Raw genomic sequence first — 24,003 nt, forward strand, 5'->3', positions numbered from 1 at the left:
CCGGCGCTTCGGTGAAATACAGCAACTGCAGTCCATGCGTCAGTCTCCGTTATAGGTTTCGAATGTCGGGTGTCAGCCGTGCTTGACCATGCCGAGTTCGCAGTCGACGAGCTGGTTGCCGTACAACGCACGTTCGCGGGCTGCGCGTGCCGAGGTGTCGGCGATCGAGAAAAACACCACGCCGGCGAAGGCGACGATCATCGAGAACAGCGCGGGATATTCGTACGGATAGATCGCATGCGCGTGACCGAGCACCTGGACCCAGACGGTCGGGCTGAGGATAGTCAAGGTCACCGCCGAGATCAGACCGAGCGAGCCGCCGATCACCGCGCCGCGCGTGGTCAGTCCGCGCCAGTAGATCGAGAGCAGCAGCACCGGGAAATTCGAGCTGGCCGCGATCGAGAAAGTCAGGCTTACGATGAACGCGATGTTCTGCTTCTCGAATGCGATGCCCAGCAGAATCGCGAGCACGCCGAGCACGAGCGTGGTGATCCGCGATACGTGCATTTCTTCGCGGTCCGTGGCGGCGCCGCGCCGGATCACGTTGGCGTACAGATCGTGCGAAACCGCCGAGGAACCGGCGAGCGTCAATCCGGCAACTACCGCGAGAATCGTCGAGAACGCCACTGCGCAGATGAAGCCGAGAAACACGTTGCCGCCCACTGCATGCGCCAGATGGATCGCCACCATGTTCACGCCGCCGATCACCGCGCCCGAGGCGATGTGGTATTGCGGATCGGTAGCCACCAGCGCGATCGTGCCGAAGCCGATGATGATGATCAGCGCGTAGCCGATGCCCACAATCCCCGTTGCGTACAGAATGCTCTTGCGAGCGGCTTTGGCGTCGCCCACCGTGAAGAAGCGCATCAGGATGTGCGGCAGGCCCGCCGTGCCAAAGATCAACGCGAGACCGAGCGAGACAGCGGACACCGGATCCGACACGAGACCGCCCGGGCTCATGATCGCCGCATGTTTCGGGTGCGCGAGAATTGCCTGCGAGAACAGCGCATTCATGCTGAAGCCGAAGCGGCTCATGACCATGAATCCCATGAACGCGGCGCCCGCCAGCAAAAGCGCTGCCTTGATGATCTGGATCCACGTGGTGGCGAGCATGCCTCCGAAGAACACGTACACCACCATCAACACGCCGACCATGACCACGGCAGCCGTGTAGTTGAAGCCGAACAGCAATTCGACGAGCTTGCCGGCGCCGACCATCTGCGAGACCAGATAGAGCAGCACGATCACGATCGAACTCGATGCGGCAAAGGCGCGAATCGGCCGTTGTTGCAACCGGTACGACACCACGTCGGCGAGCGTATAGCGGCCCAGATTGCGCAGTGGCTCGGCGATCAGAAACAGAATGATCGGCCAACTGGCGAGAAAGCCGATCGAATAAATCAGGCCGTCATAGCCGCTCGTGAAGACGAGCGCGGAAATGCCGAGCAGGGATGCAGCGGACATATAGTCACCCGCGATTGCCCAGCCGTTCTGGAACGCGGTGATCTTGCCGCCTGCCGCGTAGTGGTCGGATACGCTGTTGTTCTTCTTCGCCGCCCAGCGCGTGATGAACAGCGTCGACGCGACGAACAGCAGGAACATACCGATTGCGATCGGATTGTGCGAGCGCGTCGGCGCCGCGCTTTCGGCGGCAGCGGCCGGCAATGCGATGAACGCGCTGAAAGCGCCAGACAACATTGCGCTGACGAGCGGACTGCGCGAATGAGAAAGTCGTTTCATTGCTGTACTCCTTGCCGGATTTCATTCACGGCGTGGTCATGCAAGGTGTTGGCGCGCGCTACATAAACCGCGACCAGCACGAACGTGAAGACGAACATGCCGAAGCCGACTGGAATGCCCCATGTCGCGGGATAACCTTCGACAATCGGCCGGCCGAGCAGCCCCGGCGCGAACGCAAGCGTGAGGATGAAGGCGAAGTACACGGCCAGCATCAGGACCGTGAGGATCCACGAGAAGGTGCGGCGCTTGCGGACGAGCGTGCGAAAGCGCGGATCGTCGAGCAGTGGATTCGCCGCGGGCGGCGGCGGGTCGGTGGCGGCGTACTGCGCGCTCATCGAATAGGTTGGGGCGCCATGTTCCACTTTGTCTCCTTTCGAAACGGCTTCTCTTTGGTGCAGCAACAGCCGCTCGGAGCTGCCGTCACTGCAATGAATATCAGAAGCGCGCAGGTACCGCGGTTTCGCGCATCACGGCGTCCGGCGTGCGATAGCGCTCGGCCATTTCACGGTCGACTTCGTTTTTCAATTGCGCCTGCATGTACGCGCCGAGATGGCGTGCGTGCTGCACGATTGCTGCGCCCACCTGGGTGCGTTCATTGCTGTAGTCCGAGAGCGCGTCCTGCACGCCGCTGTGCGCATTGAGCGCCTTGACGAGCGCCATGGCGTCGCTGGCTGCCTTGGTCACGCCCATGCCGCAATGCGGCCGCGCGACGAATGCGGCATCGCCAAGCAAGGCGATCCGGCCGAACGCCATCTGCGGTACTTCGAGATCGAAGATGGGCTGGAAGAGCGGTTGCGCGACCTTGGTCACGACTTCGCCGAATTGCGGCGCGAGTAGCGTGAGCGCCGCGTCTTCCATGTCGGCGAGTACGTCCTGGCGAATCAGTGTGGGCGGAATGCCGCCTACCCAGCGCTTGCCGGCTGCATCGGTCAGCAGGTTCGGCAACTGAATTTCTTCGCTGGTCGCGCGATACCAGACGAAGTTGTAGCGGCGCTCGCCCGGCGTCGTGCTGTTGCCCTGGCCGGCAACCGGATAGCCGAGAATCTGCTCGCGCGGCGGCAGGCAAAACGCGAACTTCTCGAACAGCGCTTCGCGGGTTTCGCGCGACAGCGCGGCTTCGTCGACGAGGCCACGCCATGCGATATAACCGGCGTATTGAAGCCTGACGTCAGGCAGAAAACGCTCACGAATCGACGACTTGAAACCATCTGCCGCAATCACGATGTCGGCATGCAGTACCGTACCGTCGCCGAGCGTGACGACCGCCTGATCGGGACCGTCCTGCACCGAGGCGACCGTGCCCCCAGCGTGGTAATGAACATCCGGAAGCGCGGCGCGCAAGACGTGGTACATCTTGCCCCACGCGGTCAGCGTTTGCGGCAGATCGCGCTCGGACAGCACGTCGCCGTTCTGGGCGAAGGTCACGCGCGACTGCACCTTGACGCCGATCGAGTCGTCACATTCGATACCGGCTGCCGCGAGTGCTTCGAATAGTTCGGGGTGCGTGACAATGCCGGCGCCGCGCCCGGCCAGTTCATCCGGAACGCGTTCGAACACGTCGACGTCCCAGTCGTTGCGCACCAGCAGATTGGCCACGAACAGCCCGCCCAGCGAACCGCCGACGATGATCGCCCTTTTACGCGCAGAACTTTGGGTCATGGTCATTCTCCTGCGTTGATGGCGGATTGTGCGATGGCCGCTTGTGCTTCGGTGTGGCGGCTGATTTCTTCGGCGGGGAAGTTGAGTTCGACGGTCACGCCGGACGGGTCTTCGATAAACACCTGATGCAGGCCGAGGCTCGGCACCGTGCGATCGCGCCAGGCGATGCCTGCGGCCTTCAGTGTGTCCCACATTGCTTCGACGCCGGTGGCGAGAAACGCGATGTGGTCGACGGTGCCGGTTCCGCTCGTGGGCAACGTCTTGTCGCCCAGATATGCGGTGAGTCCGGCGGGATTGTTCGGATCGGTACCGATGATATGGACCGTGCCGAAGTCGGCTTCATCGCCGCCTTTGTAGAGCCATGCGCCCGGAAAGTCGAAGGGCGGACGGTAGCCCTGCCTGAAACCGAGGATCCGCTCGTAGAAGCGGCAGGATTGCTCGAGATCGGTGGTGCGAATCGAGTAGTGGGCAAGTTTTGTAACGGGCATCTTCGACTCCTGCTATTTATCGATCGATTAGTGATCGATGGATAAATTGTAGGTGAATGCACGAGCAGGAGAAAGCGGCGTATCGCAGGTGTTTACCCTGAAATACGCGGGCGGCACGAGTGCAATGAGAGCGGAAAGGGACGGCCGGCCCGCTGGCCGGCGTTGCTACGAGGTGTGGCGCGGAGTCCGGCGCGGGCAGCCATGCGGACCGCGCGGTGGGCCGGAGTCAGGCCCTGGAGCTGGTTTTCGCGCGGGCGAACTCTTTCGAAGCGTGCCCGAGCGCGGCGGGCACGCCGTTGAGAAATGCGTCGACCTGACGGGCGATGTGGTCTTCGATGTCGTCCGTCACCGGCAGGCCGTAGATCCATTTTCGCACGCCGAGATAGAAGATGCTCGCGTGCAGACTCCAGATCAGCTCCAGATCGATTTCGCGTTGTTTCGCGCCGGTGGGCGCGGGCAGCTCGTAGGCCGAGCGGATTTCCGCCATGACCGGCAGAAAGACGCGCTCACGCAGCCGAGCCAGATATTTGGAGTTGATGCCTTCACGCGTCAAGCCGGCGAAGATGAAGATCCGGATCCACTCGCGTCGCAAGATCACCTCGGAATACGACGAGTAGAACCTGACCATACGTTCCTGGATTGGAACCGAGCGGTCCCTGATCAGGCGTTCCCAACTCGAGTCCCATTGATAGACCTCTTCGTACACACGGTCGATCAATGCTTCCTTGCTGGGAAAGTAGCGGTACAGAAGCGGCTGTGTCACGCCGAGCTGGCGCGCGAGTTCGCGGGTGCTGCCGGAAAAGCCATGCGTGGCGAAATGGTCGACCGCCTTCAGCACGATCTGGCGTTCCCGTACTTCAGGCGCGAGCCGGCGCGTGACGGGCTTCTCGTGCTCATGCATCTCGCTCTGCGCTGTCTCGACCGTCCGTACTTTTCTCGGCATGGCTTGTTGAGTACCCAGTATATTGGGACGCATCATACAAAGATTAGCCTGGTCTGGCTAGGCGACGCGGCGGTATCGTTCGCTGGCGCAGTGCGTGTGAAACGCGCGTCGCGACGGGTTGTCCAGGATGGTGGTGCGGCACGCAGACGCCTGTCTGTCGCGGCGCTGGACTGGGCGCTCGTGCAAGGATGCCGTTCGTTTCAGTTGCGCGCGGCGACCAGCCTCGGCGCACTCCGGCATGCGCAGGGGCGCAGTTGCTTCAACAACAGCCTGCTCGGCTTCGTCTCGATGGAGTTAAAGGCGGGTGGCTACCTCGACAGCAACGTCGATCTCGCCAAGACTGACTTCGCGGCAATCGCGAAGGGCGCGGGCATTTTCGGCATCCGCGTCGAGGAATCGGAAGATGTGGCGGCTGCGCTGAAGCAGGCGTTCGACCATCCTGGCCCGGCGCTCGTGGACGTCGTCACGTCCAAGCACGAGCTCGCGATGCCGCCCTCCGTCGAACTCGCCCAGGCCAAGGGCTTCAGCCTCTATATGCTGCGCGCGATCCTCAACGGACGCGGCGACGAGATCGTCGAACTGGCGCGCACCAACTTGCGCTAACCGCGCGAGGACGGTTGCGGCATGTCAGGGCGCCCGGAATCCCGGGCGCCCGCCCGAACGGCGCTCGCAGGCGGCGCATCAACTACATTCACCACCCAGCGCATGTGCAAAAAGCGTGCGAATCCGCAAAGCCGGCCATTCCTCCTGTCGCAGACTATACCTAGCAAATAGCGCGGTAATCACGAGGCCAGGGTGCCTGCGTGTCTGCCCACGAGTGCATGACGAGCGACAGACGAGAACCCTATGACCCCGCAAGCAGATGCCAGCAGCGCCGCCCTGCCTCGATGGCGGGAGGAGCTCAAGACCTACTGGATGGACGATGGCCCACGCTTCCGGCATATCGCGAAGGTGGCGATCGCGATGACGCTCGCGATGGGCCTCTGCATGCGCCTCGAAGTGCGCACGCCGGCCACGGCGATGGTCTCCTGCGTCATCGTGATGATGCATCAGCAAAGCGGCATGGTGATCGCGCGTGGTTTCTATCGTGGGCTGGGCATGGTGTGCGGCAGCTTCGCAGGGCTATTGCTCATCACGTTTTTTCCTCAGCAGCCGCTGCTATTTCTCGGCGTACTGGCCGTATGGATCGGCGTGTGTGTGTTCGGCGCCTCGTACTACCGCAGTTTCCAGTCGTACGGTTTCGTGCTGACCGGGTACGGCACGGCGATCACGGCGATACCGGTCTGGTCCAATCCCTACGGCGTCTACGACAACGTCGTGTTCACCGTCAGCGAGGTCGTGATCGGCGTGGCATGTGCATGCGTGATCAGTGCGGTGGTGTTCCCACGCTCGGTCGTGCCTGAGCTCTATGCGTCGAGTCGCAAGAATTTCACGGACCTGTTGAATGCGATGCACACGATGCTCGACCGTGCGACGAGCGTCGCTGGTTTCGACACGTTTCTCGTTCTGATTCGCGAGCGAGTCGGCGTCGAAAGTCTGCGCAGCGGGGCGGTGTTCGAGGACCCGTCGATCCGTTTGCACAACCATGTCTATCTCGACCTCGACCGGAGCTTTCTCGACACCGTCACGTGGATTCATGCGCTGCATCAATTGAAGGCAAGGGTCGCCGCCGAAGCCGATCCGCGCGCGCTCGCCGCAGCCGATGAAATGATCGACGGCTTGCTCGCCATTGTGCCGAACGAGGCGCAATCGGGGCTAATCACGACGGAACAGGTCGGGACTTTGTCGCGCCAACTCGGCGCTTTCGAGCGGGATTTGCCCGCGCACCTGGGCCGCCTGCTGCAATCCCTTGCGGATCTCTCGCCGCATCAGCGTCAGTTCGTTGCGACCACAGGTGCCGCGCTGTTCTTTTCGATCGCCGATCTGCGGGTGATGTGCCGAAGCTACGTGGACGCACGCACGGTCGGCCGTCTGCCGTGGCCGCAATCGGTGCTTCAGGCGATCAGCCGCATCGGCCGAACGCGCGCGAGCGCCAACCGCACGTCCGCGACGATTGCTGGCGCGCGCGCGGCGGTGGCCGTGCTCGTGGTCGGTGCGGCGTGGATCGCGTCAGGCTGGGTGGGCGGTGCGACCGCGATCGTCGCGGTGGCGATTACGAGTGCGCTGTTCGCGCTCGCGCCCAATCCCGCGGTCGCGAGCTGGCAGATTTTCGGCGGTTGCCTCGGTGGCTGGCTCGCCGGTTTCGCGCTAAATTTCTTCATTCTGCCGCGTATCGATACGTTCGAATTGCTGGCTGCGTCGATGGCGATCGTCGTGATGGTCGGCAGTTATATGAACACGTTCGCGAAGACGGCGATTCTGGGGCTCGGCTTCAGCCTCTATTTCTGTTTCACTGTCGGCATCACCAATCCGACGGTCTACAACCCGAGCGCGTATCTCGACACCGGCTTTGCGCTGCTGTGCGGTATCGCGGTGGCCGCCGTCGCGTTCTCGGTTCTCGTGCCGCGCGCGGGCGACTGGATCTCGGCGCAGTACATGAAGCAGATTCGTGGACTGATTACGCACGACGCGCGCGAGGCCGACCTCGACGACCTGCTGTACGCATTCGAACTGAGCCTGCGGGATTTCATCCTGCAGATCGCGTCGGCACCGGCCGACGCGCGCGTGAATCGCGATCATCTGATCGGCTGGGCGTTCGCCGCGCTGGAGATCGGCCGTTCGATGATCCAGATGCGTCTCGATACGCACGAACTCGGCGCGGCGTTGCCGACGGGCTGGCCCGCGGAGCAGGACGCCTGGCTGGCGGCGCTCGCCGAGGTGTTCACGGCGGCCACGCCGCAGGCCGCCGAGGGCGCGCTGACAGCGACGCGGCGCGCGCTGGACATGCTGCCGCTCGGCGAAAACATCGCGGTGGACGCAATGACGCTCACGCGCTACCGGATGCGGGCGCTGCTGCATTTCACCGAACTGACGCTGCGTGACGAGACCCTGACGCTGTGGCAAAAGCCGGAGGTGCAGGTATGAAAGCGCCTTGTCTGGCCTTGCCTGTGCGCGCAACCTGTCGGGCGCTTTCCGCCGCGCTCGCCTCTGCGCTGTTGCTCTCGGCCTGCATCACGAGCGGAGGGATTCACACGCACGAATCGATGATCGACCCGACCACGCTCGATCCAGGCGCCGCGCTGCGCGCCACGCAAGCCGACGCGAAATGGCCGGCGGGCGGCTGGTGGCGTCAATGGAACGACCCGCAACTCGACACGCTGGTGCAGGACGCGACTGAGGGCAATCCCGGCTTGCGCGCGGTCGAAGTGCGGATCGATGCGGCGCGTTTCCAGGCGCAGATCGCCGGCGCCGCCGAGTTGCCGCAACTCGATGCAAGCGGCAGCTTCGAGCGCCGGCGCTATGCGCGCTACACGACCCCGGCGCCGCCGGGCGGCGCGACGGTGTGGAGCAACAGCATCCAGGCGGACCTTTCCTATGATCTCGATCTGTGGGGCAAGTCGCGCGCGATTCGCGAAGGCGCGCTGGACAATGTGCACGCGACGGCCGCGGACGCGCGTTTCGCGGAGGTCGAATTGCAGACAGCCGTGGTGCGCAGCTATGTCCAGTTGTCGCTGCAGTATTCACTGCTCGACGTCTACCGTGCCGTGCAAACCGAACAGCAGCGCATCCTCGACATCGCGATGCGCCGCTGGCACGCGGGCGTCGGCAGCGGACTTGAGGTCAGCCAGGCGCAGACGCAACTCGCGATGAGCACGACGCGGGTGCAGCAGGCGCAACAGCAACTTGCGCTCGAGCGCATCTGCATTGCCGGGCTCGCCAGCAAGGGGCCGGGTTACGGCGATTCGCTGCGCCGTCCCAGCCTCGCGCTGAGCGTGCCGGTGACTTTGCCGGCATCGTTGCCGGCCGAGCTGATCGGGCATCGCGCGGACGTGGTGGCGCGGCGCTGGCGCGTGCTCGAAGCGGACAAGGGCATCGACGCGGCGCACGCGGATTTCTATCCCGACATCAACTTGCTGGCGACTGCGTCGCTGGGGTCGGCGGCGACCTTCGGCGGCTTCTTTAACTTTCTCAATAGCGACGGCATGGGCCACGGTGTGGGCGCGGCGATCTCGCTGCCGATCTTCGACGGCGGCCGGCGGCGCGGCAATTACGGCGTCGCGGTGGCCTCCCGCGATGCCGCCGTGGACGCGTACAACCAGAGCATCGTGAACGCGATGCAGGGCGTCGCGGCGCAGGTGGTGTCGTTGCGCTCGCTCGAGCAGCAGCAGGCATCGGTTGAGAACACGCTGGATTCGGCGCGCAAATCTTTCCAGCTTGCTGACACCGGTTATCGCAGCGGCATCACCGAATTCCTGAACGTGCTGGCGGCGCAGAACGAACAGTTGCAACAGGAAGAAAGCCTCGCGGCGATTCAGGCCAAACGGCTCGATGCATGGGCGCTGCTGATGAAGGATCTGGGCGGCGGCTACGTGTCGACGCCGCCCGATCATGCAGCGCAGGGAGTGGCCAATGCCGGGGGAAATTGACCTCTTTTCATTGCTCGTGCCCGGCCTGCTGCCGATTCTCGCGGGCTGCGTGCTGTTTTTTGTCGTCCTCGACCTCGTGCTGGCGAGGCTCGGCTTCTATCGCTTGACGTGGCACCCGAGCCTGTTCCGGGCCGCGATGTTCGCTGCGCTGTTCAGCGGCGCGTCGCTGCTGTTGTGGCGATGAACCCCGACGGACATCCATTCCCATGAATCCACTGACTGCTCACGCTCACGCCAGGTCACCAAGATGAAAACGCAATCCATCCTGCGCGCAGGTTTCACGCTCACGCTTCTCGTGGTGGCGATCGTGCTGGTTCGCATGCTGTGGCTCGACTATATGTTTGCGCCGTGGACGCGCGACGGGCGCGTGCGCGCACAGGTCGTGCAGGTCGCCACCGACGTGTCGGGGCTGGTGAGCGAAGTGCGGGTCAAGGACAACCAGCTGGTGCGTAAAGGCGACATTCTGTTCCTGCTCGACCCGGCGCGCTTTCACTACGCGGTCGCGCAGGCCGACGCCGATCTGCTGCGTGCTCAGGCGCAAATGGCTCAGGCCAGGGCGCGGATGGCGGCGAGCGAATCCAGCTTCGCCATGAAGCGCGCTGAGGCAGCGCGTCGCGCCAACCTCGCGGGCGACGTGATCTCGGACGAAACTCGGCTGGATTCGGCCTCGGTCGCCAAACAGTCCGCATCCGACTATTCCGCCGACGTTGCGGCCTACGGCGCCGCAGAAGCCGCCGTCAAAGCGGCTGTGGTGGCGCAGCAGACGGCCGTGCTGAATCTCACGCGCAGCGAAGTGCGGGCACCGTCCGACGGTTTCATCACCAACCTGAACCTGTATCCCGGCGATTTCGCCACGGCCGGCACCGCACGCATGGCGCTGATCGACTCGCATTCGTTCTGGGTTTACGGCTATTTTGAAGAGACGAAGCTGCCGCACGTGCATGTCGGCGACCACGCGGTAGTGCGCTTGATGTCGGGCGGCAAGGACATTCAGGGGCACGTCGACAGTCTGGCAAGCGGGATTGCCGACCGCGACAACCCGACCAGCAACGGCGATCTGCTGGCGGACGTCAATCCGATCTTCACGTGGGTGCGGCTCGCCCAGCGCGTGCCGGTGCGCATTCACCTCGACGAGATTCCCGCCGGCGTCAAGCTCGCGATGGGCATGACCTGCACGGTCACGCTGCGGCCGCAGGGTGCCCACTGAGCCGGGCGCGGCGCCCGATCGCAGTGCGTATGCAAAAGGTATGCACGCCATCGTGCGAATTCGAAAACATGTCGAGCGAAACGGGTTGAGAATATCGGTCAGCAAGCGCGGCAAGCAGCACGTTAGAAGCAGTCACCGCATTGCGATCAGCCGTTTTCAATCAACGCATCTCATGGGGAAAATCATCATGAAAGCAAAGTGGGCACTGGTATTCCTGGCGGCGTCGGCGTTCGGCACGGTGTGCCAGCAGGCAAACGCGCAGATCGCGGGCGCGCAGCCGATCGGCATCAGCGTCGAGCAGGCGCAACTCGTGATCGAAGGCTGGAGCGTCAAGAAGAGCCTGCTCGGCAACAGCATCTATAACGACAGCGGCGAGAAGGTCGGCGTGCTGCACGACATCATCATTGCGCCGGATGACGCTGTTTCGTTCGGGATCGTGGCGGCTCACCAGTTCCTCGGCGTGTCGCAGCACGACGTGGCGATTCCGATGTCGCAACTGGACTATGTGAACGGCAAGCTCGTCTGGGCCGGCGCGACGCGCGACGTGGTCAAGGCGTTGCCCGTATTCCAGTACGCAAAGGTCCGCGCGGTTCCGATCGCCCGTAAGGATTTCGGCCACCATTGATAGATGGGCTTTTCGCGGCGGCGCGGGGCCGCCGCCGATATGATTTTGGAAGGTTTAAGGAAAAATAAGTACCGCCATTGACGCGGGCTCGCGCATGATGCTATTCAGATAGCAAGCTATCGCTCGCCGGTAGGGCTGAATGTCATCTGCTTTGACAGCCGCTTTGGCTGTCATCGTGACGGACCGGCCGCCGGTATTCGTCAACGAATGCCCGCTTCGAACGCCATGTCCACGCTCCCGTTATTTGCTACGCTCCGCTGCCGTCTGGCGGCCCATTGACCCGGGCCGTCATGAAAGCCTATCGCCGAGCCTTCCCAACGCTGCCACGCGAGGCGAATGTCGTGTCGATGCTGGCCGCCGTCATCGCGCTCGTCGTCTTTGCGATCGACGCGCTGACGCCGCTCGATATCGCGGTTGCCGTCTTCTACGTCGTGGTCGTGCTGATGGTTGCCTCGAGTGGCAACCGTTCGACCACGGTCACGGCCGCGTGGGGCTGCGTCGTGCTGACATTGCTCGGCTTCGTGATGTCGCACGACGATGCGTATTCGAGCGGCGCGGTCGCGCGCTGCGCGGTGAGCCTGCTGGCAATCGCCGCCACCTCGATGCTCGCCTTGCGAAACCTGACTGCGACCACGACCTTGCAGGAGCAGGTCGAACTGCTCAATCTCGCCCACGACGCGATCGTCGTGCATGACATGAACGATCGCATCACCTTCTGGAACCGTGGCGCCGAGGCGCTCTATGGCTGGACCGCGCAACAGGCGCTCGGGCAGTCGCTGCAGGAAATGACGCAGACGTCCTTTCCGGTTCCGTCCGAACAGATCCGCGCCGAACTGCTGCGCTCTGACCGTTGGCATGGCGAGCTGCGGCGCGTACGGCGTGACGGCAGCGTTGTCGTGATTTCGAGCCGGGCCGCGTTGTGGCGCGACTCAAAGGGCAATCCACGTGCCGTACTTGCGACCAACGACGACATCACCGGCCGCAAGCACGCGGAGCAGGCGCTCGAGCGCAGCGAAGCCTTCCTGCGCGACGCGCAGCGGCTGAGCGCCACCGGCAGTATCGCGGTGCGCTTTCCAGATGGCGAGATGTGGTGGTCCGATGAGGCTTATCGCATTTTCGACTACGCACGCGACACCGTGCCGTCGCCAGAGGTGATTTTTGCGCGCACACATCCCGACGATCTCGCGCTCGTGCGTGGCGTATTCGAACAGGCTGCTGCCGGCGAATCGCTAGTCGACATCGAGCATCGGCTCGTCATGCCCGACGGCAAGACCAAGTACGTGCACTTCGTCGCCCGTCCCGCCACGACGGAGTCCGGCCACACTGAGTACGTCGGCGCGCTGATGGACATCACCAAGACCAAGCGGGCCCAGGAAGCGCTGGCGCGTTCCAACGACGAACTCGCCCACGTCACGCGCGGATCACCATGCTCGGCGAACTGGCTGCTTCGATCGCACATGAGGTGACGCAGCCGATCGCGGCGATCGTCACGTGCGGCGGCGCGGCGTTGCGTTGGCTGAACCGCCCCGCGCCGGAAATCAATGAGGCGGTACAGTCGGTCGCGCAGATGATTCGCGACGCCAAACGCGGGGACGAGGTGATTCAGCGAATCCGTTCGATGGCGAGAAAGCACGAACGTCTGCCGGCGACAGTGGACCTGAACGGCATCGTCGGCGAGTCGATCGCACTGGTGCGCCGCGATCTCGAGCGTCATCGCGTCGAGTTGCGGCTTGACCTCGCGCTGCCGTCGCTCACGGTATGGTGCGATCGGGTGCAACTGCAGCAAGTCCTGATCAACCTGATCATGAATAGCGTGCAGGCCATGGCGGAGGTCGCCGGGCCACGCACGCTGCGGATCGCCACGCGCAGTTTCGACGAAAGGCAGGCACAGGTGATCGTGCAGGACTCGGGCACGGGCATCAGCGAAGAAGACGCAGGACGTCTGTTCAGTACGTTCTTTACGACCAAGGCCGACGGCATGGGCATGGGCTTGTCGATCTGCCGCTCGATAGTCGAAGCGCATGGCGGCCGCATCTGTGCGGAGTCGCCGGCAACGGGTGGCGCGGTGCTTCAGTTCGTTCTGCCCATTGATGGAGGGAGTTGTCATGAGCAGTAATTCGCACAGCGAGGCAAACGCCGACGCCGGCAGCAATGCGAGCGCCGCGATGGTGTATGTCGTGGACGACGACGAGTCGATGCGCGACGCCGTCAGCAACCTGTTACGCTCGGTGGGCCTGAGCGTCGAAACCTTCGGTTCCGCGCAGGAATTTCTTGCGTTCGACGTGCCAGACGTGCCGAGCTGTCTGATCCTCGATGTGCGCCTCAAAGGACAAAGCGGGCTCGCCGTGCAGGAGCAGATGTCCGCGAGTCAGTTGGGTATGCCAATCGTTTTCATGACCGCGCATGGCGATATTGCGATGACGGTCAAGGCGATGAAGGCCGGCGCGAAAGACTTTCTCGCCAAGCCGTTTCGCGATCAGGACATGCTGGACGCCGTCGCGCACGCATTGGCGAGCGACGAGAAGCGACTTGCGACAAGCCGTTCGGTGGCGGATCTACGTCGTTGCTATGACTCGTTGACGACGCGTGAACGTGAGGTCATGGCTTTTGTCGCCACCGGTCTGATGAACAAGCAGATCGCGGGCGAAATGAACCTGAGTGAAATCACGGTGAAGATTCATCGCGGCCAGGCGATGCGCAAAATGGGCGCGCGCTCGCTTGCCGATTTTGTGCTGAAGGCGGAAGCGCTCGGCATCAAGGCGCCACAAGTCACGACGACGCCGGCGCGCAGTTCGCGTGCCTGATCGCGTTGGGTCGTGTGTGAAATCGCTGCATAAGCGCAGCCTCCTCAGCCCTGACGTCATACGCAGGTATCGGTAATTCACCGTTTCTGTTCAAGGAACACGGCAGCTCTCCAATCATTCCGACACGCGCCGGGGCATACCCCCGCCCGGCGCGGCGCAGCGTCGGCTGCACGCTTCGGGATACGACTAAACCTGGATATGAGACGACCCAACCATTGGTCATTTCAGGCAACCGTATGTAGGGCTAGTTGGACGCATTGCCGTGCGATACCTTGGAGTCAATGCAGCGCCGCTCTTAACCCGCACTGATTCACCACTTAACCCGGATGACCAGATCATGATCAGCTCGTCGACGTTATATGCCGAACCCGCAGTGGGTGTTGTCCAGAAGAGTCGGGTGAGCCGGATCGGCACGGAGCATCAATGGCGTTTTCCCTGTGCCGAAGATGGCGAGGCGCGCGAACGCGGCGATATCCTCGTGTCGCGCTGGACTCGCAACGACACGCAGCCGCTGGAGGTCGTCAATCCTGGCAGCACTGCGCATCATTGCATCGCGATGAATCTCAAGTGCACGTCCCTGACGTTCTCCCATGCTGGCCGTACGCTCGTGCGCGGCAGGATGACGGCGGGTGCCGTGCAGATCACCGCGCCGAACGTGGCGTGCAGTGCCGTGTTCGAGTCGGCGGGCGATGTGTTGCACCTGTTTGTTTCGCAGCAGGTGCTCGGCGAATGCTTCGAAGATATGTTCGGCCGCCCGCACGCGGGCGATATCCGGATCGACAATCCCAAACTCGTGCGTGACCCCGCGCTCGAACGTCTTGGCCAGGCGCTTGCCGTCACGCAGTCGGACGACGCCGCGCTCGGCAAGGTTTTCACCGACAGCGTGAGTCTCGCGATCGTGTCGCGCGTGATCGCACGGCATTTCACCGTGGTCGATCGGCAGATCCGCGAGGCGAGCGCGTTGCCGTCATGGCGCCTCAGCCGTGCGATTGAGTTTGTCGACGCGCACCTGTCCGAATCGATCGGACTCGCGGATATCGCCAACAGCACAGGGCTCACGCGGATGCATTTCGCGTCGCAGTTCCGTCGTGCGACTGGCATGCGTCCGCATGAATATCTGCTGCGTCGCCGGATCGAACATGCGCAACACCTTTTGCGCGAGTCGAAGCATAACGTGCTCGACGTTGCGTTGAGCTGCGGCTTCCGTTCACAGGCTCACTTTACGACGGTGTTCAAGCGCCTGGTCGGCGAGACGCCGCATTGCTGGAGGATGAAGACGAATGTCGATCGTTAAACAGATTCACGCGTTTCTCGAAGTGAGCGAAAGCTTTCTCCGGCAGACCGGAGCCGGGGTGATGAGCGATGGATGGTCGCCGCTCGATGGATTGGGTGTGGTGGGCAATACGGAAAACAACGGCAATGGCAATCAGAGCGGCAATGCCATGCCGGCGTACAGACAGGACGGTGCATGAGCGCAATCGAATGCGCGGATAGAGGCAAACGGTGCTGACCATTTCTGGCGGGACCGTCTCGATGATCAACGGGTTTTACTAATACAGGAGTGCCATCATGCTGACGAAGGCGAGTTTTACCGATCCGTGGCTGCAGACCCTTGGGTTGTTATCGATTTTGTCCGGCGATGTCGATGCGGGTGCAGTCGATGTGACCGCTGTTGCGGCGCGTGGTGGGTGCAAAGGCGCGCATTTGCCTGTCATGGGTGAACGGTTCGATGTTCAGGTGCATGTTATCGACCGGCCTACGCAGTCGACTGCCACTGTAGTGTGGAGGGATCCGACGCAGTGCTCGTATGGCGATCAGGTTTGGCACGCGACCCGGGCGCGTGTGGCTGGGGTTTGTGCTATGAGTGGGAGGGCCATTCGGGCTGGTGATGCTATTTATAGGCCCAGGCCTTGCAGGCCGGCGCCGCTTAATGCTGGAGCTATGATTTTGCGGTGTGTTGTTAATGAGGCGGTTTCGGTTTGATGTTTTTGCCGTGGGCTTTGGGTTGGTTTGGTGTTGTTGGCTTTTCTTGAATTCTTGGTGGTCTATTAGCTGTATTAGCGTTGCCCCTGTGCGGGCACTTACTTTCTTTGCCGCGGCAAAGAAAGCCGCTTGAACCGCCGGTGCTATGAGTGATCAGCGGCGCGTTATCCGTAAGCGATCCATTTTCGGCGTCTAGCCGCTGGGGACAGGAGCGAGGAGCATAGGTGTCCACCTATTCGGAGGTGGACACCTATGGCTGACAAAGATCCAGAGTTAAGAGTAGTTCGACGCAGCAGCGACGGTCGCCGTCGTTACGACGATAAAGGCAAGCGTGCGCTAGTTGAGGAAGCGCTGCGTTCTGGCGTGTCGGTTGCCCGCCTGGCGCAGGAGCACGGGATCAACGCCAACCTGCTACGCAAGTGGATCACGAAGTACCTGCTGGAGCGCGAGAAAGGCATATCGCCGGCATCGCAGGATGATGCTACCGGCGAACAGGAACGTCCGCATGCCCCGGAGGAAATCGTACTGGAGGGCGCGCTCGCGGTGATTGATGGCGCGCCCATTGACATCCCGGGTTCGCGCAAACGCTCCCCACCTGTCGCCTCGCCCACGGCATTCGTGCCTGTCGTTGCAGCACCACCAGCACTGCCAACCGCACCGCCGTCGCTGTCGCCGTCACCGTCACCATCGCCATCGCCATCGCCATCGCTGACGCTCGCACTGCATGTGCGACTGTCCAACGGCGTCGAGTTTGATCTCGGCGAGGCGAGCATCGACGAACTGACCGCCGTGGTCCAGATGCTGGGGAGGATGCCGTGTTCCGGTTCGACGAAGGCCTGAAGGTCTACCTGCATCGGGAACCAGTCGACTTCCGCTATGGCATGAACAGCCTGTCGATTCTCGTGGAGCAGGCCATGCATTTGAACCCGATGGATTCCTCGCTCTATGTGTTTACCAACCGGAGATGCGATCGCATCAAGATCCTGGGCTGGCAGGGCAACGGTTTCTGGCTCATGCTCAAGAGACTCGAGGCAAACGATCGCTTCGTGTGGCCTGACAGCGCGAACCGGGTCGCGACACTGAGCGTCGAGCAGTTGCACTGGCTTATCGAGGGCATCGACATTGCCGCAGTCCAGCGACATCCCAGTCGAAATTATGCACGCGTGAGCTGAACACGTCACCGGCGTGCCGGTCTAAGCGGTATGCCGATCAACGTGATCATCGACGCCGACGAACTCAAGGCACTGCTCGCGATGCGAGAGGCCTATGGTTCGCTTCAGCGCGATCATGAGGAGGTTCGCAGCGCACTGCGCCTCGTGACAGCTGAGCGCGATCTCGCCGAGGAACGACTGCGCGCTTACCGTCGCGAACTGTTTGGCGCGAAAAGCGAAGCGCGCGCCTCGGACCAGTTCGGCCTGTTCAACGAAGCCGAAGCGCTCGGCGCGAACGCCACTCCCGCGCAGGAAGATACCCCCGGAACCGAGGTCGCGGCCCACAAGCGCAAGAAGCGCGGCCACCGCAAGCCTCTCGATCCCAATCTGCCGCGTGATGTCGTGCGACACGAACTCCCTGAGGCAGAGCGCTTCTGCGATCACGACGGACACGCGCTCGTCGAGATCGGCGTCGAGATCAGTGAGCAGCTCAATGTCATTCCCGAGCAGTTGCGAGTCACCCAGCATCAGCGTATCAAGTACGCCTGCCTATGTTGCGATCTCGGCATCAAGGTTACGCCGGCACCGCCCCGTATCATCCCGCGGGGGCTGCTGAGTGAATCGGCGCTCGCGTGGATCGCCACCGGCAAGTACCAGTTCGGCATGCCGCTCTATCGCCAGGCCGGTCTGCTGCGTCGCTTCGGCGGCGACATCTCGTCGAACACGATTGCCGCGAGCATGGTCCGCGTCGGTCTTGCGACGCAACCCGTCATCAACCTGATGCGCGATGCGCTGCTCGATGCCGAACTGATCTACGGCGACGAGACGACGTTCCAGGTCCTGAAGGAGCAAGGGCGAAAGCCGCAAACGAAAAGCTATCTGTGGGCGCAGATGACCGGTTCGGGCATCCCCATCCGTTGCTTCACCTATACGCCAGGTCGTGGCGCCAGGCTGGCTGACAGGCTGTTTGCCGGTGTCCGTAAAGGTGCCGCCCTGATGACCGATGGATACGAACCCTACAACGGCATCGCTGAACAGTACCAGCTCGTGCACCTCGGATGCTGGACGCACGCAAGACGGTACTTTGTGAAGGCGGAAGACAATGTCCCCAAAGCAGCGCGCCCGCCCGATCTGCTCGCGACACGCTTCATCAGCCTGATCGGAAAACTGTTCGCGGCCGAAGCGCGAAGCCAGACGTGGACGGCTGGGCGACGACAGCGATTGCGACGACGATACAGCGCGTGCGTACTCGATGTTATCGAAAAGCTGATGCTTGAGCACTCGCCTGGCGTCGTCCCCAACAGTCTGCTCGGCAAGGCGCTGACCTATCTGCACGGGCAGTGGCCGAAGCTGATCCGTTACGTTGAAGACGGCAACTGGCCCATATCGAACAACCCTTGCGAAAATTCCATTCGCCCGTTCTGCCTGGGACGCCGCGGCTGGTTGTTTGCTGACACCGTCGATGGCGCAAACGCGAGCGCCAATCTCTACTCACTGGTCGAAACCTGCAAGGCGAACAGCATTGATCCGTATCGCTATCTCACCTGGCTGTTACAGCGTCTCCCGCTGGCACAGACCGTCGACGACTACGACGCGCTCTTGCCCTGGAAGATGCCCATCGATCTCCGCTGACTGAGCCCTGTACCACATCTCATGACAACCGCGCCCTTACTCTGAGGGGTGTCGTCAATGGATCGCGTACCGTTATCCGCAGTGGCCCCGGGGCATCCGCGTGAAGCCCAGCGTCGCCATTTCCACCGGATTCTGCGGCGAAGCAAAGCGTTCCAGCGCGCGTTCGCGAAACGGGTTGAACGACACGATCTTCGCGCCGCGCCGTGAAGCGCTATGCAGATCGCTCATCATGCGCGGGCTGTTGGTCCCAGGATTCTGGCCGAAGATGAAAATCGCGTCGGCTTTCTCGAAATCATCGAGAAGCACTGTGCCTTTGCCCACGCCGATCGATTCGGGCAGGCCAACGCTGGTCGCTTCATGGCGCATGTTCGAGCAATCGGGAAAGTTGTTTGAGCCGAACTCGCGCACGAAGATCTGGTAGAGAAACGCGGCTTCGTTGGAGGCGCGCCCCGACGCATAGAAGTCGGCCTGATTCGGGCTGTCGAGACCCTTCAAATGCTTCGCGACGAGTGCGAAGGCGTCGTCCCATTCGATCGGCAGATATCGGTTGGTGGCTTTGTCGTAAGCCATCGGGTGAGTCAGGCGGCCGGCCATTTCGAGGTCGTAGTCGTCCCAGGCAGTCAGCTCCGAGACACTATGCGCGGCAAAGAAATCAGGCGTGCAGCGAAAGGCGGTTGCCTCCCAGGCCACGGCTTTGGCGCCGTTCTCGCAGAACTCGAATGAGGACGTGTGCTTCGCATCCGGCCACGCGCAGCCGGGACAGTCGAAGCCTTCGGGCTGGTTCATCCGCAGCAACGTCTTCGCGCCCGACACGGCCACGCCTTGCAGCGCGAGCGCCTCGCCGGTTGCCTTCAGCGCACCCCAGCCGCCCGCAGGCTCGCTATAGATGCGTATCGCTTTTCCTTTGGCCATGACCGTATCCTGGTGTTTCGTTGAGGAACATACGGTCGAAGGATGGGCTGGCGTCGCGCACGGCACTTGTTCAAATGCCCGTCCGTTTCAGATTCGCACGCCCGATGCGGCGCGCGTCAGGCACACGGTCACGGCGTACCGGCAGCGCAGTGCATTTTCTAAACGTCACAGGCGTTCTGAAAAGATTGGCGCGCCACGTCGGCCAATAATGGTTTCCACCCGGCGAGGCCGCGTGATCTCGACGCAGCGAAGCCGCATTCCTCGCGTCTCACCGCGCGCAGACCGCTGAGCACCACCGGAGCATCCCCATGCGATATCTGGACGAGTCACACCGCGACATGAACAGCAGCAATTCTGGCTTTATGTCGGCCACCGAGCGCGCCGACGCAGCGGACTGGCGCGTGCATGCAGCGCTGCAGGATGTGTCAGAAAGGGCAACTGAACCGGCTGCGCCGGCCGTGCTCGGACGCTGGACGCGCCGGATCGTCGTTGCGACCGCGGTCTGGTCGGTGTTCGAGTTGCCGTTCGAAATGTGGGTCAGCATATCCACGCGTGACGCGGTGGCCTGCGTCACGGCCAAGGTATTGTGGGTCGCGCTGGTCGGCTTCGTGCTCGTCGGCAGCCGGGTGGCGCGGATTGCCTACGCATTTCTTTGTACGATCGGTCTGATGGCGGTGGCCTTTGGATTGCCGGCCGAGTATCGGGTGTTCCCGCTGGGATTCGTGCTGTCTTCGGTGGAATGCGTATTGAAAGCGACTGCCTTTGTTTGCCTCGTGTCGGCAGGTGTCTATCCCGACGAGGAATGAGCCGGAAGGCGCCGCTGCGGCGGCGCCGTTCATTGCCTGTCTGAGAGAGGGCGTCTTCCTTCCCGTGTTTTTTTGCGAGCGGCTCAGGCCGCTCTTGTTCTGTCCAGCGCCAACAGCGCGCGCGCCATCGCATAGGCGCTGTGGACCGCGGCCTCGAACGCGCGCTCGTCGGCAAGGCGCCTTCCGTCGACGGCGACGACCCAGCGTGCGCCATCGTGTTCGCAGACGAGCCGCCGGTCGGCCATCAGATCCGCATACCAGCGCCAGATTTTCGGGTCCGCGATAGCGGCGGTCGGCGTGGCTCTCGTTGCTGTATTGAGTCGCGTGAGCATGGCTGGTTGCTGCGATGGGGCGATCATGGGATACCTCCGACGATTCGTGTGAGATCGATTGAGCAATGAAAAGACGCGTTACGTCCAGTTCTTCCAGTTGTCGATCTTCCGGTAATAGCCGTGCGCGCCGCTTTCCCGTTGCGATGTGTCTGCCTTGATCGCCCGACCGCGCAGATACTCGCTGATGCGTCGATTGGGCCGCGACGGCTGCGCGGTCTGCTGCGGCTGTTGCCGCTGCGGCCGCGGTGCCAGCGAGGACGAGGCGGCCACATTGCCTGCTTTGATCGCAAACCGTTCGAGCGGCAACTGCGTGTCGCGCTCCGTCTGGTCGAGCGCGCGCATGATGCCGAGCGTGGGCGGCGGGCTTGCGCCCCCCCAGGCTGCGAGCGCGACACAGACGGTAGCGGCCGCGTAGCCGCAAGCGGGACGAAACCATGTGGCTTTCACGGCGAGCATGATGTGTTCTCCGGGCGCCGACCGCGACGGGCTGCGCAATTGAATCGATGGGCGAGGCGTTGATGGACCCAGTATCGTGGTCCGGCCCGTCCCGATCTTTCACGGCTGCACGATGGCTTGCCGATTCGCACGCAGCAGGCGAGTTCGGCACGAGACTGCGCGAACGGCCCGGACCGCCGCCCTGATTGCGTTCAGCCGGACGCATGACGGGGTCATACCTTGGTCTGATGCCAGGACGGCGGCGAGCCGCTTCGAACGCGCTGGAAGCCGCCACCAGCAGGGCCGGGGCCGGTGTCGGCGGCGCTGGGGGGCGATGGCGGCGGCGCTCATCGTATCCCTATGGATAATAGTTTCGGATGACTTTCCCAATTAGTATGGTTCTAACGACGCAAGCCACGCATAGGCTTCGTCGCTGCAATGGGTCCATCGCCGGAACGTGCCCGTCCCGCTAATCAACCACGCGTGAGAGCAGCATGATCAAGATCGGTCGAGTCGTAGTGTCGCTGGAAATGCGCGAAGTGTACCAGGAGGACCGGCTGCTTCAGGTCGGCTCGCGCGCATTCGATATTCTCGAACTACTGATCCGCGCGGCGGGAAAGACGGTCACGAAAGACGAGATTCTTCAGCACGTCTGGCCGAACTCGGTGGTGGAGGAAAACAATATCCACGTGCAGCTATCGGCGCTGCGGAAGATCTTCGGCGCCGATAGGCAGGTCATTCGCACGTTCTCCGGCCGCGGCTACCGCCTGACGATTCCGGTCGAAGCGGCCGAGCCGGCTGATCCTTGTGGCGCGGCAGCAGCGCCTCATGCAAGCCTTGTGCGGCCAAGCGGTTTGCCGGTTTGCCACACGCCGTTGATCGGCCGTGGAGAGGCGGTTGCCGACGCCACCCGCGCACTAAAGCGAACGCCGATCGTCACCTTGCTTGGATCGGGTGGCATCGGCAAGACGCAACTCGGCATTGCAGTGGCGAGGTCGATTGCGGCTGCATCGGAGCGGGAAGTGTGCTTTATCACGCTGGCCTCGGTGAACAGCGCGCAGAGTGTCGTCAATACGGTTGCGGAAGCACTGGGCGTGCCGCATACCGGCGGCGACGTGCCGCTGCAGGCGCTGGTCGATGCGATCCGCGGGCGGAAGCTGCTGGTGCTGCTGGACAACTGCGAGCATGTGATCGAGTCGGCGGCCACCATTTGCGAACTGCTCGTGCAGGCCAGCGCGGATCTGAGGATTCTGGCGACGAGCCGCGAGCCGCTGCGTACACGCGACGAGAAGTTCTACTGGGTCGCACCGCTCGAAACGCCCGGCGAAGGCGCAAGTCCGCAAGCGATACTCGCCTGCAGTTCGGTGCGCATGTTCCTTGCACAGATGAACGCGCTCAACTCGTCGGTCGAGAACGACCGCAGTAGTCTCGAGATGGTCGCGACGATCTGCCGCCGGCTGGACGGCGTGCCGCTCGCGCTCGAACTGGCGGCGTCTCGTGCGGCCGTGTTCGGCATTCGAAAGCTGCTCGCCGAACTCGACGACCGCTTCCAGTCCCTGACCGGCGGCCGCCGGACAGCGCCGCCGCGGCAGCAGACTCTCGAGGCCGCGCTCGACTGGAGTTACCAGCTTTTGAGCGCAACGGAGCGCGTGGTGCTGCACCGGCTCAGCGTGTTCCCGGCTCGGTTTTCACTCGAAGCCGCGTGTGCTGTCGCCGCGTGCGGACGCCTGACGCACAACGACGTGACGGAGGCGATCGTCGGCCTCGCTTCGAAGTGTTTTCTGATGACGACCTTCGATAGCAAGACCAAGGAATACTTCCTGCTGGAGACGACGCGGGAATACGCATTGCTCAAGCTGTACGAATCGGATGAAGCAGACGAAGTGCTGACGAGAAAAGCGACCTGTCTGGCGCCCGCTGACGAGCAGCCTTATGGACGCATTTTCGGCGCACCGGCGTCTAGCGGCAGGCTCGCGATGGTAGCCGTCGCATCGCGATGAAAATGGTGTTGTCCGCGGACTGGACAGGTGCGTTCGGCGTTGGGTCTCAGGTACCATGACGGCACTCAAAACCCAATTTATTCTGGAATCTGGAATGCCTGTTCCTGCGGAACTCGAACCGTTGGTGTATGTGATTGACGACGAAGAAATGGTGCGCAATGCGCTGATTCGGCTGTTGCGATCAGCGGGTTTCGGCGCCCGAAGTTTTGCGTCGCCCGCAGAGGTGTTGTCGCAGGAATGGCCGAGTGTGCCGATGTGCATCCTGCTCGACATGAACCTGAAAACGACGAGTGGCTTCGATGTGCAAAGCCAGCTCGCGCAAAAGGGCATCCAGGTGCCCGTTATTTTCCTGACCGGCTACGGCTCGATTCCGATGTCGGTGCGTGCGATCAAGGCAGGTGCGCATGAATTCCTGACCAAACCGATCGACGATGAAGAACTGATCGAGGCGGTCCGGCGAGCGCTGGCCCAAGACGAGACCAACCTCGCCGAGCGTGCGTTCAACGCAGACGTCATACAGCGTGCCGCCTCGCTTACGCCCCGCGAGATGGACGTGTTCGAACTGGCGGTGAAAGGCATGATGATCAAGCAGATGGCGCATGAACTCGGCACGCAGGAGGTCACGGTCAAGGTTCACAAGCGGCGGGTGATGAGCAAGATGCAGGCGAAGACGCTCATCGATCTCGCCCAGATGTGGGAAGTGATACGCCGGACGCGATGAGCATCCTGATGCAGTAAATATCGCGCCGGATATTTTTCT

22 protein-coding genes and 3 pseudogenes are annotated in these 24,003 nt (G+C 62.6%); 17 read left to right on the forward strand and 8 right to left on the reverse strand.

All coding sequences use genetic code 11. The features are described from left to right. Positions 1–72: 72 nt before the first annotated feature. The 5 genes from actP to OKW30_RS24990 all read right to left on the reverse strand — a co-directional run bounded on the left by actP (position 73) and on the right by OKW30_RS24990 (position 4,830). Entirely contained in the window at positions 73–1,740 is a 1,668-nt protein-coding gene (gene actP / locus OKW30_RS24970) for a cation/acetate symporter ActP (RefSeq protein WP_429347897.1), read from the reverse strand. Beyond that, positions 1,737–2,075, reverse strand: coding sequence for a DUF485 domain-containing protein (locus OKW30_RS24975; RefSeq protein ID WP_184073748.1), 339 nt, complete (start codon positions 2,073–2,075; stop codon positions 1,737–1,739). The genes actP and OKW30_RS24975 overlap by 4 nt, the downstream gene beginning before the upstream one ends. Positions 2,076–2,175: 100 nt before the next feature. Further along, positions 2,176–3,405: an FAD binding domain-containing protein gene (locus tag OKW30_RS24980; protein WP_409340071.1), complete on the reverse strand. Its 1,230-nt coding sequence runs from the start codon at positions 3,403–3,405 to the stop codon at positions 2,176–2,178. Continuing rightward, positions 3,402–3,887, reverse strand: a complete 486-nt coding sequence (locus tag OKW30_RS24985; RefSeq protein WP_184073700.1) for a VOC family protein — start codon at positions 3,885–3,887, stop codon at positions 3,402–3,404. The genes OKW30_RS24980 and OKW30_RS24985 overlap by 4 nt, the downstream gene beginning before the upstream one ends. A 226-nt stretch (positions 3,888–4,113) precedes the next feature. Continuing rightward, positions 4,114–4,830: a TetR/AcrR family transcriptional regulator gene (locus OKW30_RS24990; protein WP_184073698.1), complete on the reverse strand. Its 717-nt coding sequence runs from the start codon at positions 4,828–4,830 to the stop codon at positions 4,114–4,116. A 258-nt stretch (positions 4,831–5,088) separates the two neighbouring features. Here OKW30_RS24990 and OKW30_RS24995 point away from each other — a divergent pair. From OKW30_RS24995 to tnpC, 14 genes and pseudogenes are all read left to right on the forward strand, one after another. Continuing rightward, positions 5,089–5,433 (forward strand): annotated as a pseudogene (locus OKW30_RS24995) (thiamine pyrophosphate-dependent enzyme); the annotation flags it as partial. 243 nt (positions 5,434–5,676) lie between these two features. Then, entirely contained in the window at positions 5,677–7,854 is a 2,178-nt protein-coding gene (locus OKW30_RS25000) for an FUSC family protein (RefSeq protein WP_429347898.1), read from the forward strand. Then, positions 7,851–9,356, forward strand: a complete 1,506-nt coding sequence (locus tag OKW30_RS25005; protein ID WP_429347899.1) for an efflux transporter outer membrane subunit — start codon at positions 7,851–7,853, stop codon at positions 9,354–9,356. The genes OKW30_RS25000 and OKW30_RS25005 overlap by 4 nt, the downstream gene beginning before the upstream one ends. Next, on the forward strand, positions 9,340–9,540 hold the full coding sequence (locus OKW30_RS25010) for a DUF1656 domain-containing protein (protein WP_184073695.1): 201 nt from the start codon (positions 9,340–9,342) through the stop codon (positions 9,538–9,540). Before OKW30_RS25005 ends, OKW30_RS25010 begins: the two co-directional genes overlap by 17 nt. A 63-nt stretch (positions 9,541–9,603) precedes the next feature. Next, positions 9,604–10,563, forward strand: coding sequence for a biotin/lipoyl-binding protein (locus tag OKW30_RS25015; protein WP_184073694.1), 960 nt, complete (start codon positions 9,604–9,606; stop codon positions 10,561–10,563). A gap of 187 nt (positions 10,564–10,750) precedes the next feature. Beyond that, on the forward strand, positions 10,751–11,188 hold the full coding sequence (locus OKW30_RS25020) for a PRC-barrel domain-containing protein (RefSeq protein ID WP_184073693.1): 438 nt from the start codon (positions 10,751–10,753) through the stop codon (positions 11,186–11,188). Positions 11,189–11,478: 290 nt separating this feature from the next. Further along, positions 11,479–13,304, forward strand: a pseudogene (locus tag OKW30_RS25025) (PAS domain-containing sensor histidine kinase). Continuing rightward, entirely contained in the window at positions 13,294–13,992 is a 699-nt protein-coding gene (locus OKW30_RS25030) for a response regulator transcription factor (RefSeq protein WP_184073691.1), read from the forward strand. The pseudogene OKW30_RS25025 and the gene OKW30_RS25030 overlap by 11 nt, the downstream one beginning before the upstream one ends. Before the next feature lie 337 nt (positions 13,993–14,329). After that, positions 14,330–15,286: a helix-turn-helix transcriptional regulator gene (locus OKW30_RS25035; protein ID WP_429347900.1), complete on the forward strand. Its 957-nt coding sequence runs from the start codon at positions 14,330–14,332 to the stop codon at positions 15,284–15,286. Beyond that, the gene (locus OKW30_RS25040) at positions 15,273–15,464 is read left to right on the forward strand and encodes a hypothetical protein (protein ID WP_184073688.1); all 192 of its coding nucleotides are present in this window, start codon (positions 15,273–15,275) and stop codon (positions 15,462–15,464) included. Before OKW30_RS25035 ends, OKW30_RS25040 begins: the two co-directional genes overlap by 14 nt. A gap of 97 nt (positions 15,465–15,561) precedes the next feature. Continuing rightward, positions 15,562–15,975, forward strand: a complete 414-nt coding sequence (locus tag OKW30_RS25045) for a DUF3331 domain-containing protein (RefSeq protein ID WP_429347901.1) — start codon at positions 15,562–15,564, stop codon at positions 15,973–15,975. 252 nt (positions 15,976–16,227) lie between these two features. Beyond that, complete coding sequence (locus OKW30_RS25050; RefSeq protein ID WP_429346843.1) at positions 16,228–16,815, forward strand: transposase; 588 nt, start codon at positions 16,228–16,230, stop codon at positions 16,813–16,815. Then, the gene (tnpB, locus tag OKW30_RS25055) at positions 16,791–17,147 is read left to right on the forward strand and encodes an IS66 family insertion sequence element accessory protein TnpB (protein WP_090812713.1); all 357 of its coding nucleotides are present in this window, start codon (positions 16,791–16,793) and stop codon (positions 17,145–17,147) included. The genes OKW30_RS25050 and tnpB overlap by 25 nt, the downstream gene beginning before the upstream one ends. A 30-nt stretch (positions 17,148–17,177) precedes the next feature. After that, positions 17,178–18,758, forward strand: coding sequence for an IS66 family transposase (gene tnpC, locus OKW30_RS25060; RefSeq protein WP_429346844.1), 1,581 nt, complete (start codon positions 17,178–17,180; stop codon positions 18,756–18,758). Positions 18,759–18,857: 99 nt separating this feature from the next. Here tnpC and OKW30_RS25065 read toward each other — a convergent pair. Further along, positions 18,858–19,670 (reverse strand): annotated as a pseudogene (locus tag OKW30_RS25065) (molybdopterin-dependent oxidoreductase); the annotation flags it as partial. Positions 19,671–19,978: 308 nt separating this feature from the next. Here OKW30_RS25065 and OKW30_RS25070 point away from each other — a divergent pair. Then, positions 19,979–20,476, forward strand: a complete 498-nt coding sequence (locus tag OKW30_RS25070; RefSeq protein WP_184073684.1) for a hypothetical protein — start codon at positions 19,979–19,981, stop codon at positions 20,474–20,476. Positions 20,477–20,559: 83 nt separating this feature from the next. On the opposite strand, the gene OKW30_RS25075 is transcribed toward OKW30_RS25070, so the two are convergent. Next, complete coding sequence (locus tag OKW30_RS25075; protein ID WP_184073682.1) at positions 20,560–20,835, reverse strand: hypothetical protein; 276 nt, start codon at positions 20,833–20,835, stop codon at positions 20,560–20,562. A gap of 51 nt (positions 20,836–20,886) precedes the next feature. Beyond that, on the reverse strand, positions 20,887–21,264 hold the full coding sequence (locus OKW30_RS25080; protein ID WP_184073680.1) for a hypothetical protein: 378 nt from the start codon (positions 21,262–21,264) through the stop codon (positions 20,887–20,889). 473 nt (positions 21,265–21,737) lie between these two features. Between OKW30_RS25080 and OKW30_RS25085 the strand changes: the two genes are divergently transcribed. Beyond that, the gene (locus OKW30_RS25085; protein WP_184073678.1) at positions 21,738–23,243 is read left to right on the forward strand and encodes an ATP-binding protein; all 1,506 of its coding nucleotides are present in this window, start codon (positions 21,738–21,740) and stop codon (positions 23,241–23,243) included. A gap of 55 nt (positions 23,244–23,298) precedes the next feature. Beyond that, the gene (locus OKW30_RS25090; protein ID WP_429347902.1) at positions 23,299–23,964 is read left to right on the forward strand and encodes a response regulator transcription factor; all 666 of its coding nucleotides are present in this window, start codon (positions 23,299–23,301) and stop codon (positions 23,962–23,964) included. Positions 23,965–24,003: the final 39 nt, after the last annotated feature.

The organism is Paraburkholderia sp. Clong3 (assembly GCF_050436485.1).
Lineage (GTDB): Bacteria > Pseudomonadota > Gammaproteobacteria > Burkholderiales > Burkholderiaceae > Paraburkholderia > Paraburkholderia tuberum.

Bases quoted from the DNA above. Each gene is read 5' to 3' on its own strand.
- OKW30_RS24980 (WP_409340071.1), bottom strand. From the start codon at position 3,405: ATGACCATGACCCAAAGTTCTGCGCGTAAAAGGGCGATCATCGTCGGC.
- tnpC (WP_429346844.1), top strand. From the start codon at position 17,178: ATGCCGATCAACGTGATCATCGACGCCGACGAACTCAAGGCACTGCTC.
- OKW30_RS25075 (WP_184073682.1), bottom strand. From the start codon at position 20,835: ATGATCGCCCCATCGCAGCAACCAGCCATGCTCACGCGACTCAATACA.
- OKW30_RS25080 (WP_184073680.1), bottom strand. From the start codon at position 21,264: ATGCTCGCCGTGAAAGCCACATGGTTTCGTCCCGCTTGCGGCTACGCG.
- OKW30_RS25040 (WP_184073688.1), top strand. From the start codon at position 15,273: ATGTCGATCGTTAAACAGATTCACGCGTTTCTCGAAGTGAGCGAAAGC.
- OKW30_RS24985 (WP_184073700.1), bottom strand. From the start codon at position 3,887: ATGCCCGTTACAAAACTTGCCCACTACTCGATTCGCACCACCGATCTC.
- OKW30_RS25045 (WP_429347901.1), top strand. From the start codon at position 15,562: ATGCTGACGAAGGCGAGTTTTACCGATCCGTGGCTGCAGACCCTTGGG.
- OKW30_RS25070 (WP_184073684.1), top strand. From the start codon at position 19,979: ATGCGATATCTGGACGAGTCACACCGCGACATGAACAGCAGCAATTCT.
- OKW30_RS25090 (WP_429347902.1), top strand. From the start codon at position 23,299: ATGACGGCACTCAAAACCCAATTTATTCTGGAATCTGGAATGCCTGTT.
- OKW30_RS25050 (WP_429346843.1), top strand. From the start codon at position 16,228: ATGGCTGACAAAGATCCAGAGTTAAGAGTAGTTCGACGCAGCAGCGAC.
- OKW30_RS25030 (WP_184073691.1), top strand. From the start codon at position 13,294: ATGAGCAGTAATTCGCACAGCGAGGCAAACGCCGACGCCGGCAGCAAT.
- OKW30_RS25085 (WP_184073678.1), top strand. From the start codon at position 21,738: ATGATCAAGATCGGTCGAGTCGTAGTGTCGCTGGAAATGCGCGAAGTG.
- OKW30_RS25005 (WP_429347899.1), top strand. From the start codon at position 7,851: ATGAAAGCGCCTTGTCTGGCCTTGCCTGTGCGCGCAACCTGTCGGGCG.
- OKW30_RS25020 (WP_184073693.1), top strand. From the start codon at position 10,751: ATGAAAGCAAAGTGGGCACTGGTATTCCTGGCGGCGTCGGCGTTCGGC.
- OKW30_RS25010 (WP_184073695.1), top strand. From the start codon at position 9,340: ATGCCGGGGGAAATTGACCTCTTTTCATTGCTCGTGCCCGGCCTGCTG.
- OKW30_RS25035 (WP_429347900.1), top strand. From the start codon at position 14,330: ATGATCAGCTCGTCGACGTTATATGCCGAACCCGCAGTGGGTGTTGTC.
- OKW30_RS24975 (WP_184073748.1), bottom strand. From the start codon at position 2,075: ATGAGCGCGCAGTACGCCGCCACCGACCCGCCGCCGCCCGCGGCGAAT.
- OKW30_RS24990 (WP_184073698.1), bottom strand. From the start codon at position 4,830: ATGCCGAGAAAAGTACGGACGGTCGAGACAGCGCAGAGCGAGATGCAT.
- OKW30_RS25015 (WP_184073694.1), top strand. From the start codon at position 9,604: ATGAAAACGCAATCCATCCTGCGCGCAGGTTTCACGCTCACGCTTCTC.
- OKW30_RS25000 (WP_429347898.1), top strand. From the start codon at position 5,677: ATGACCCCGCAAGCAGATGCCAGCAGCGCCGCCCTGCCTCGATGGCGG.
- actP (WP_429347897.1), bottom strand. From the start codon at position 1,740: ATGAAACGACTTTCTCATTCGCGCAGTCCGCTCGTCAGCGCAATGTTG.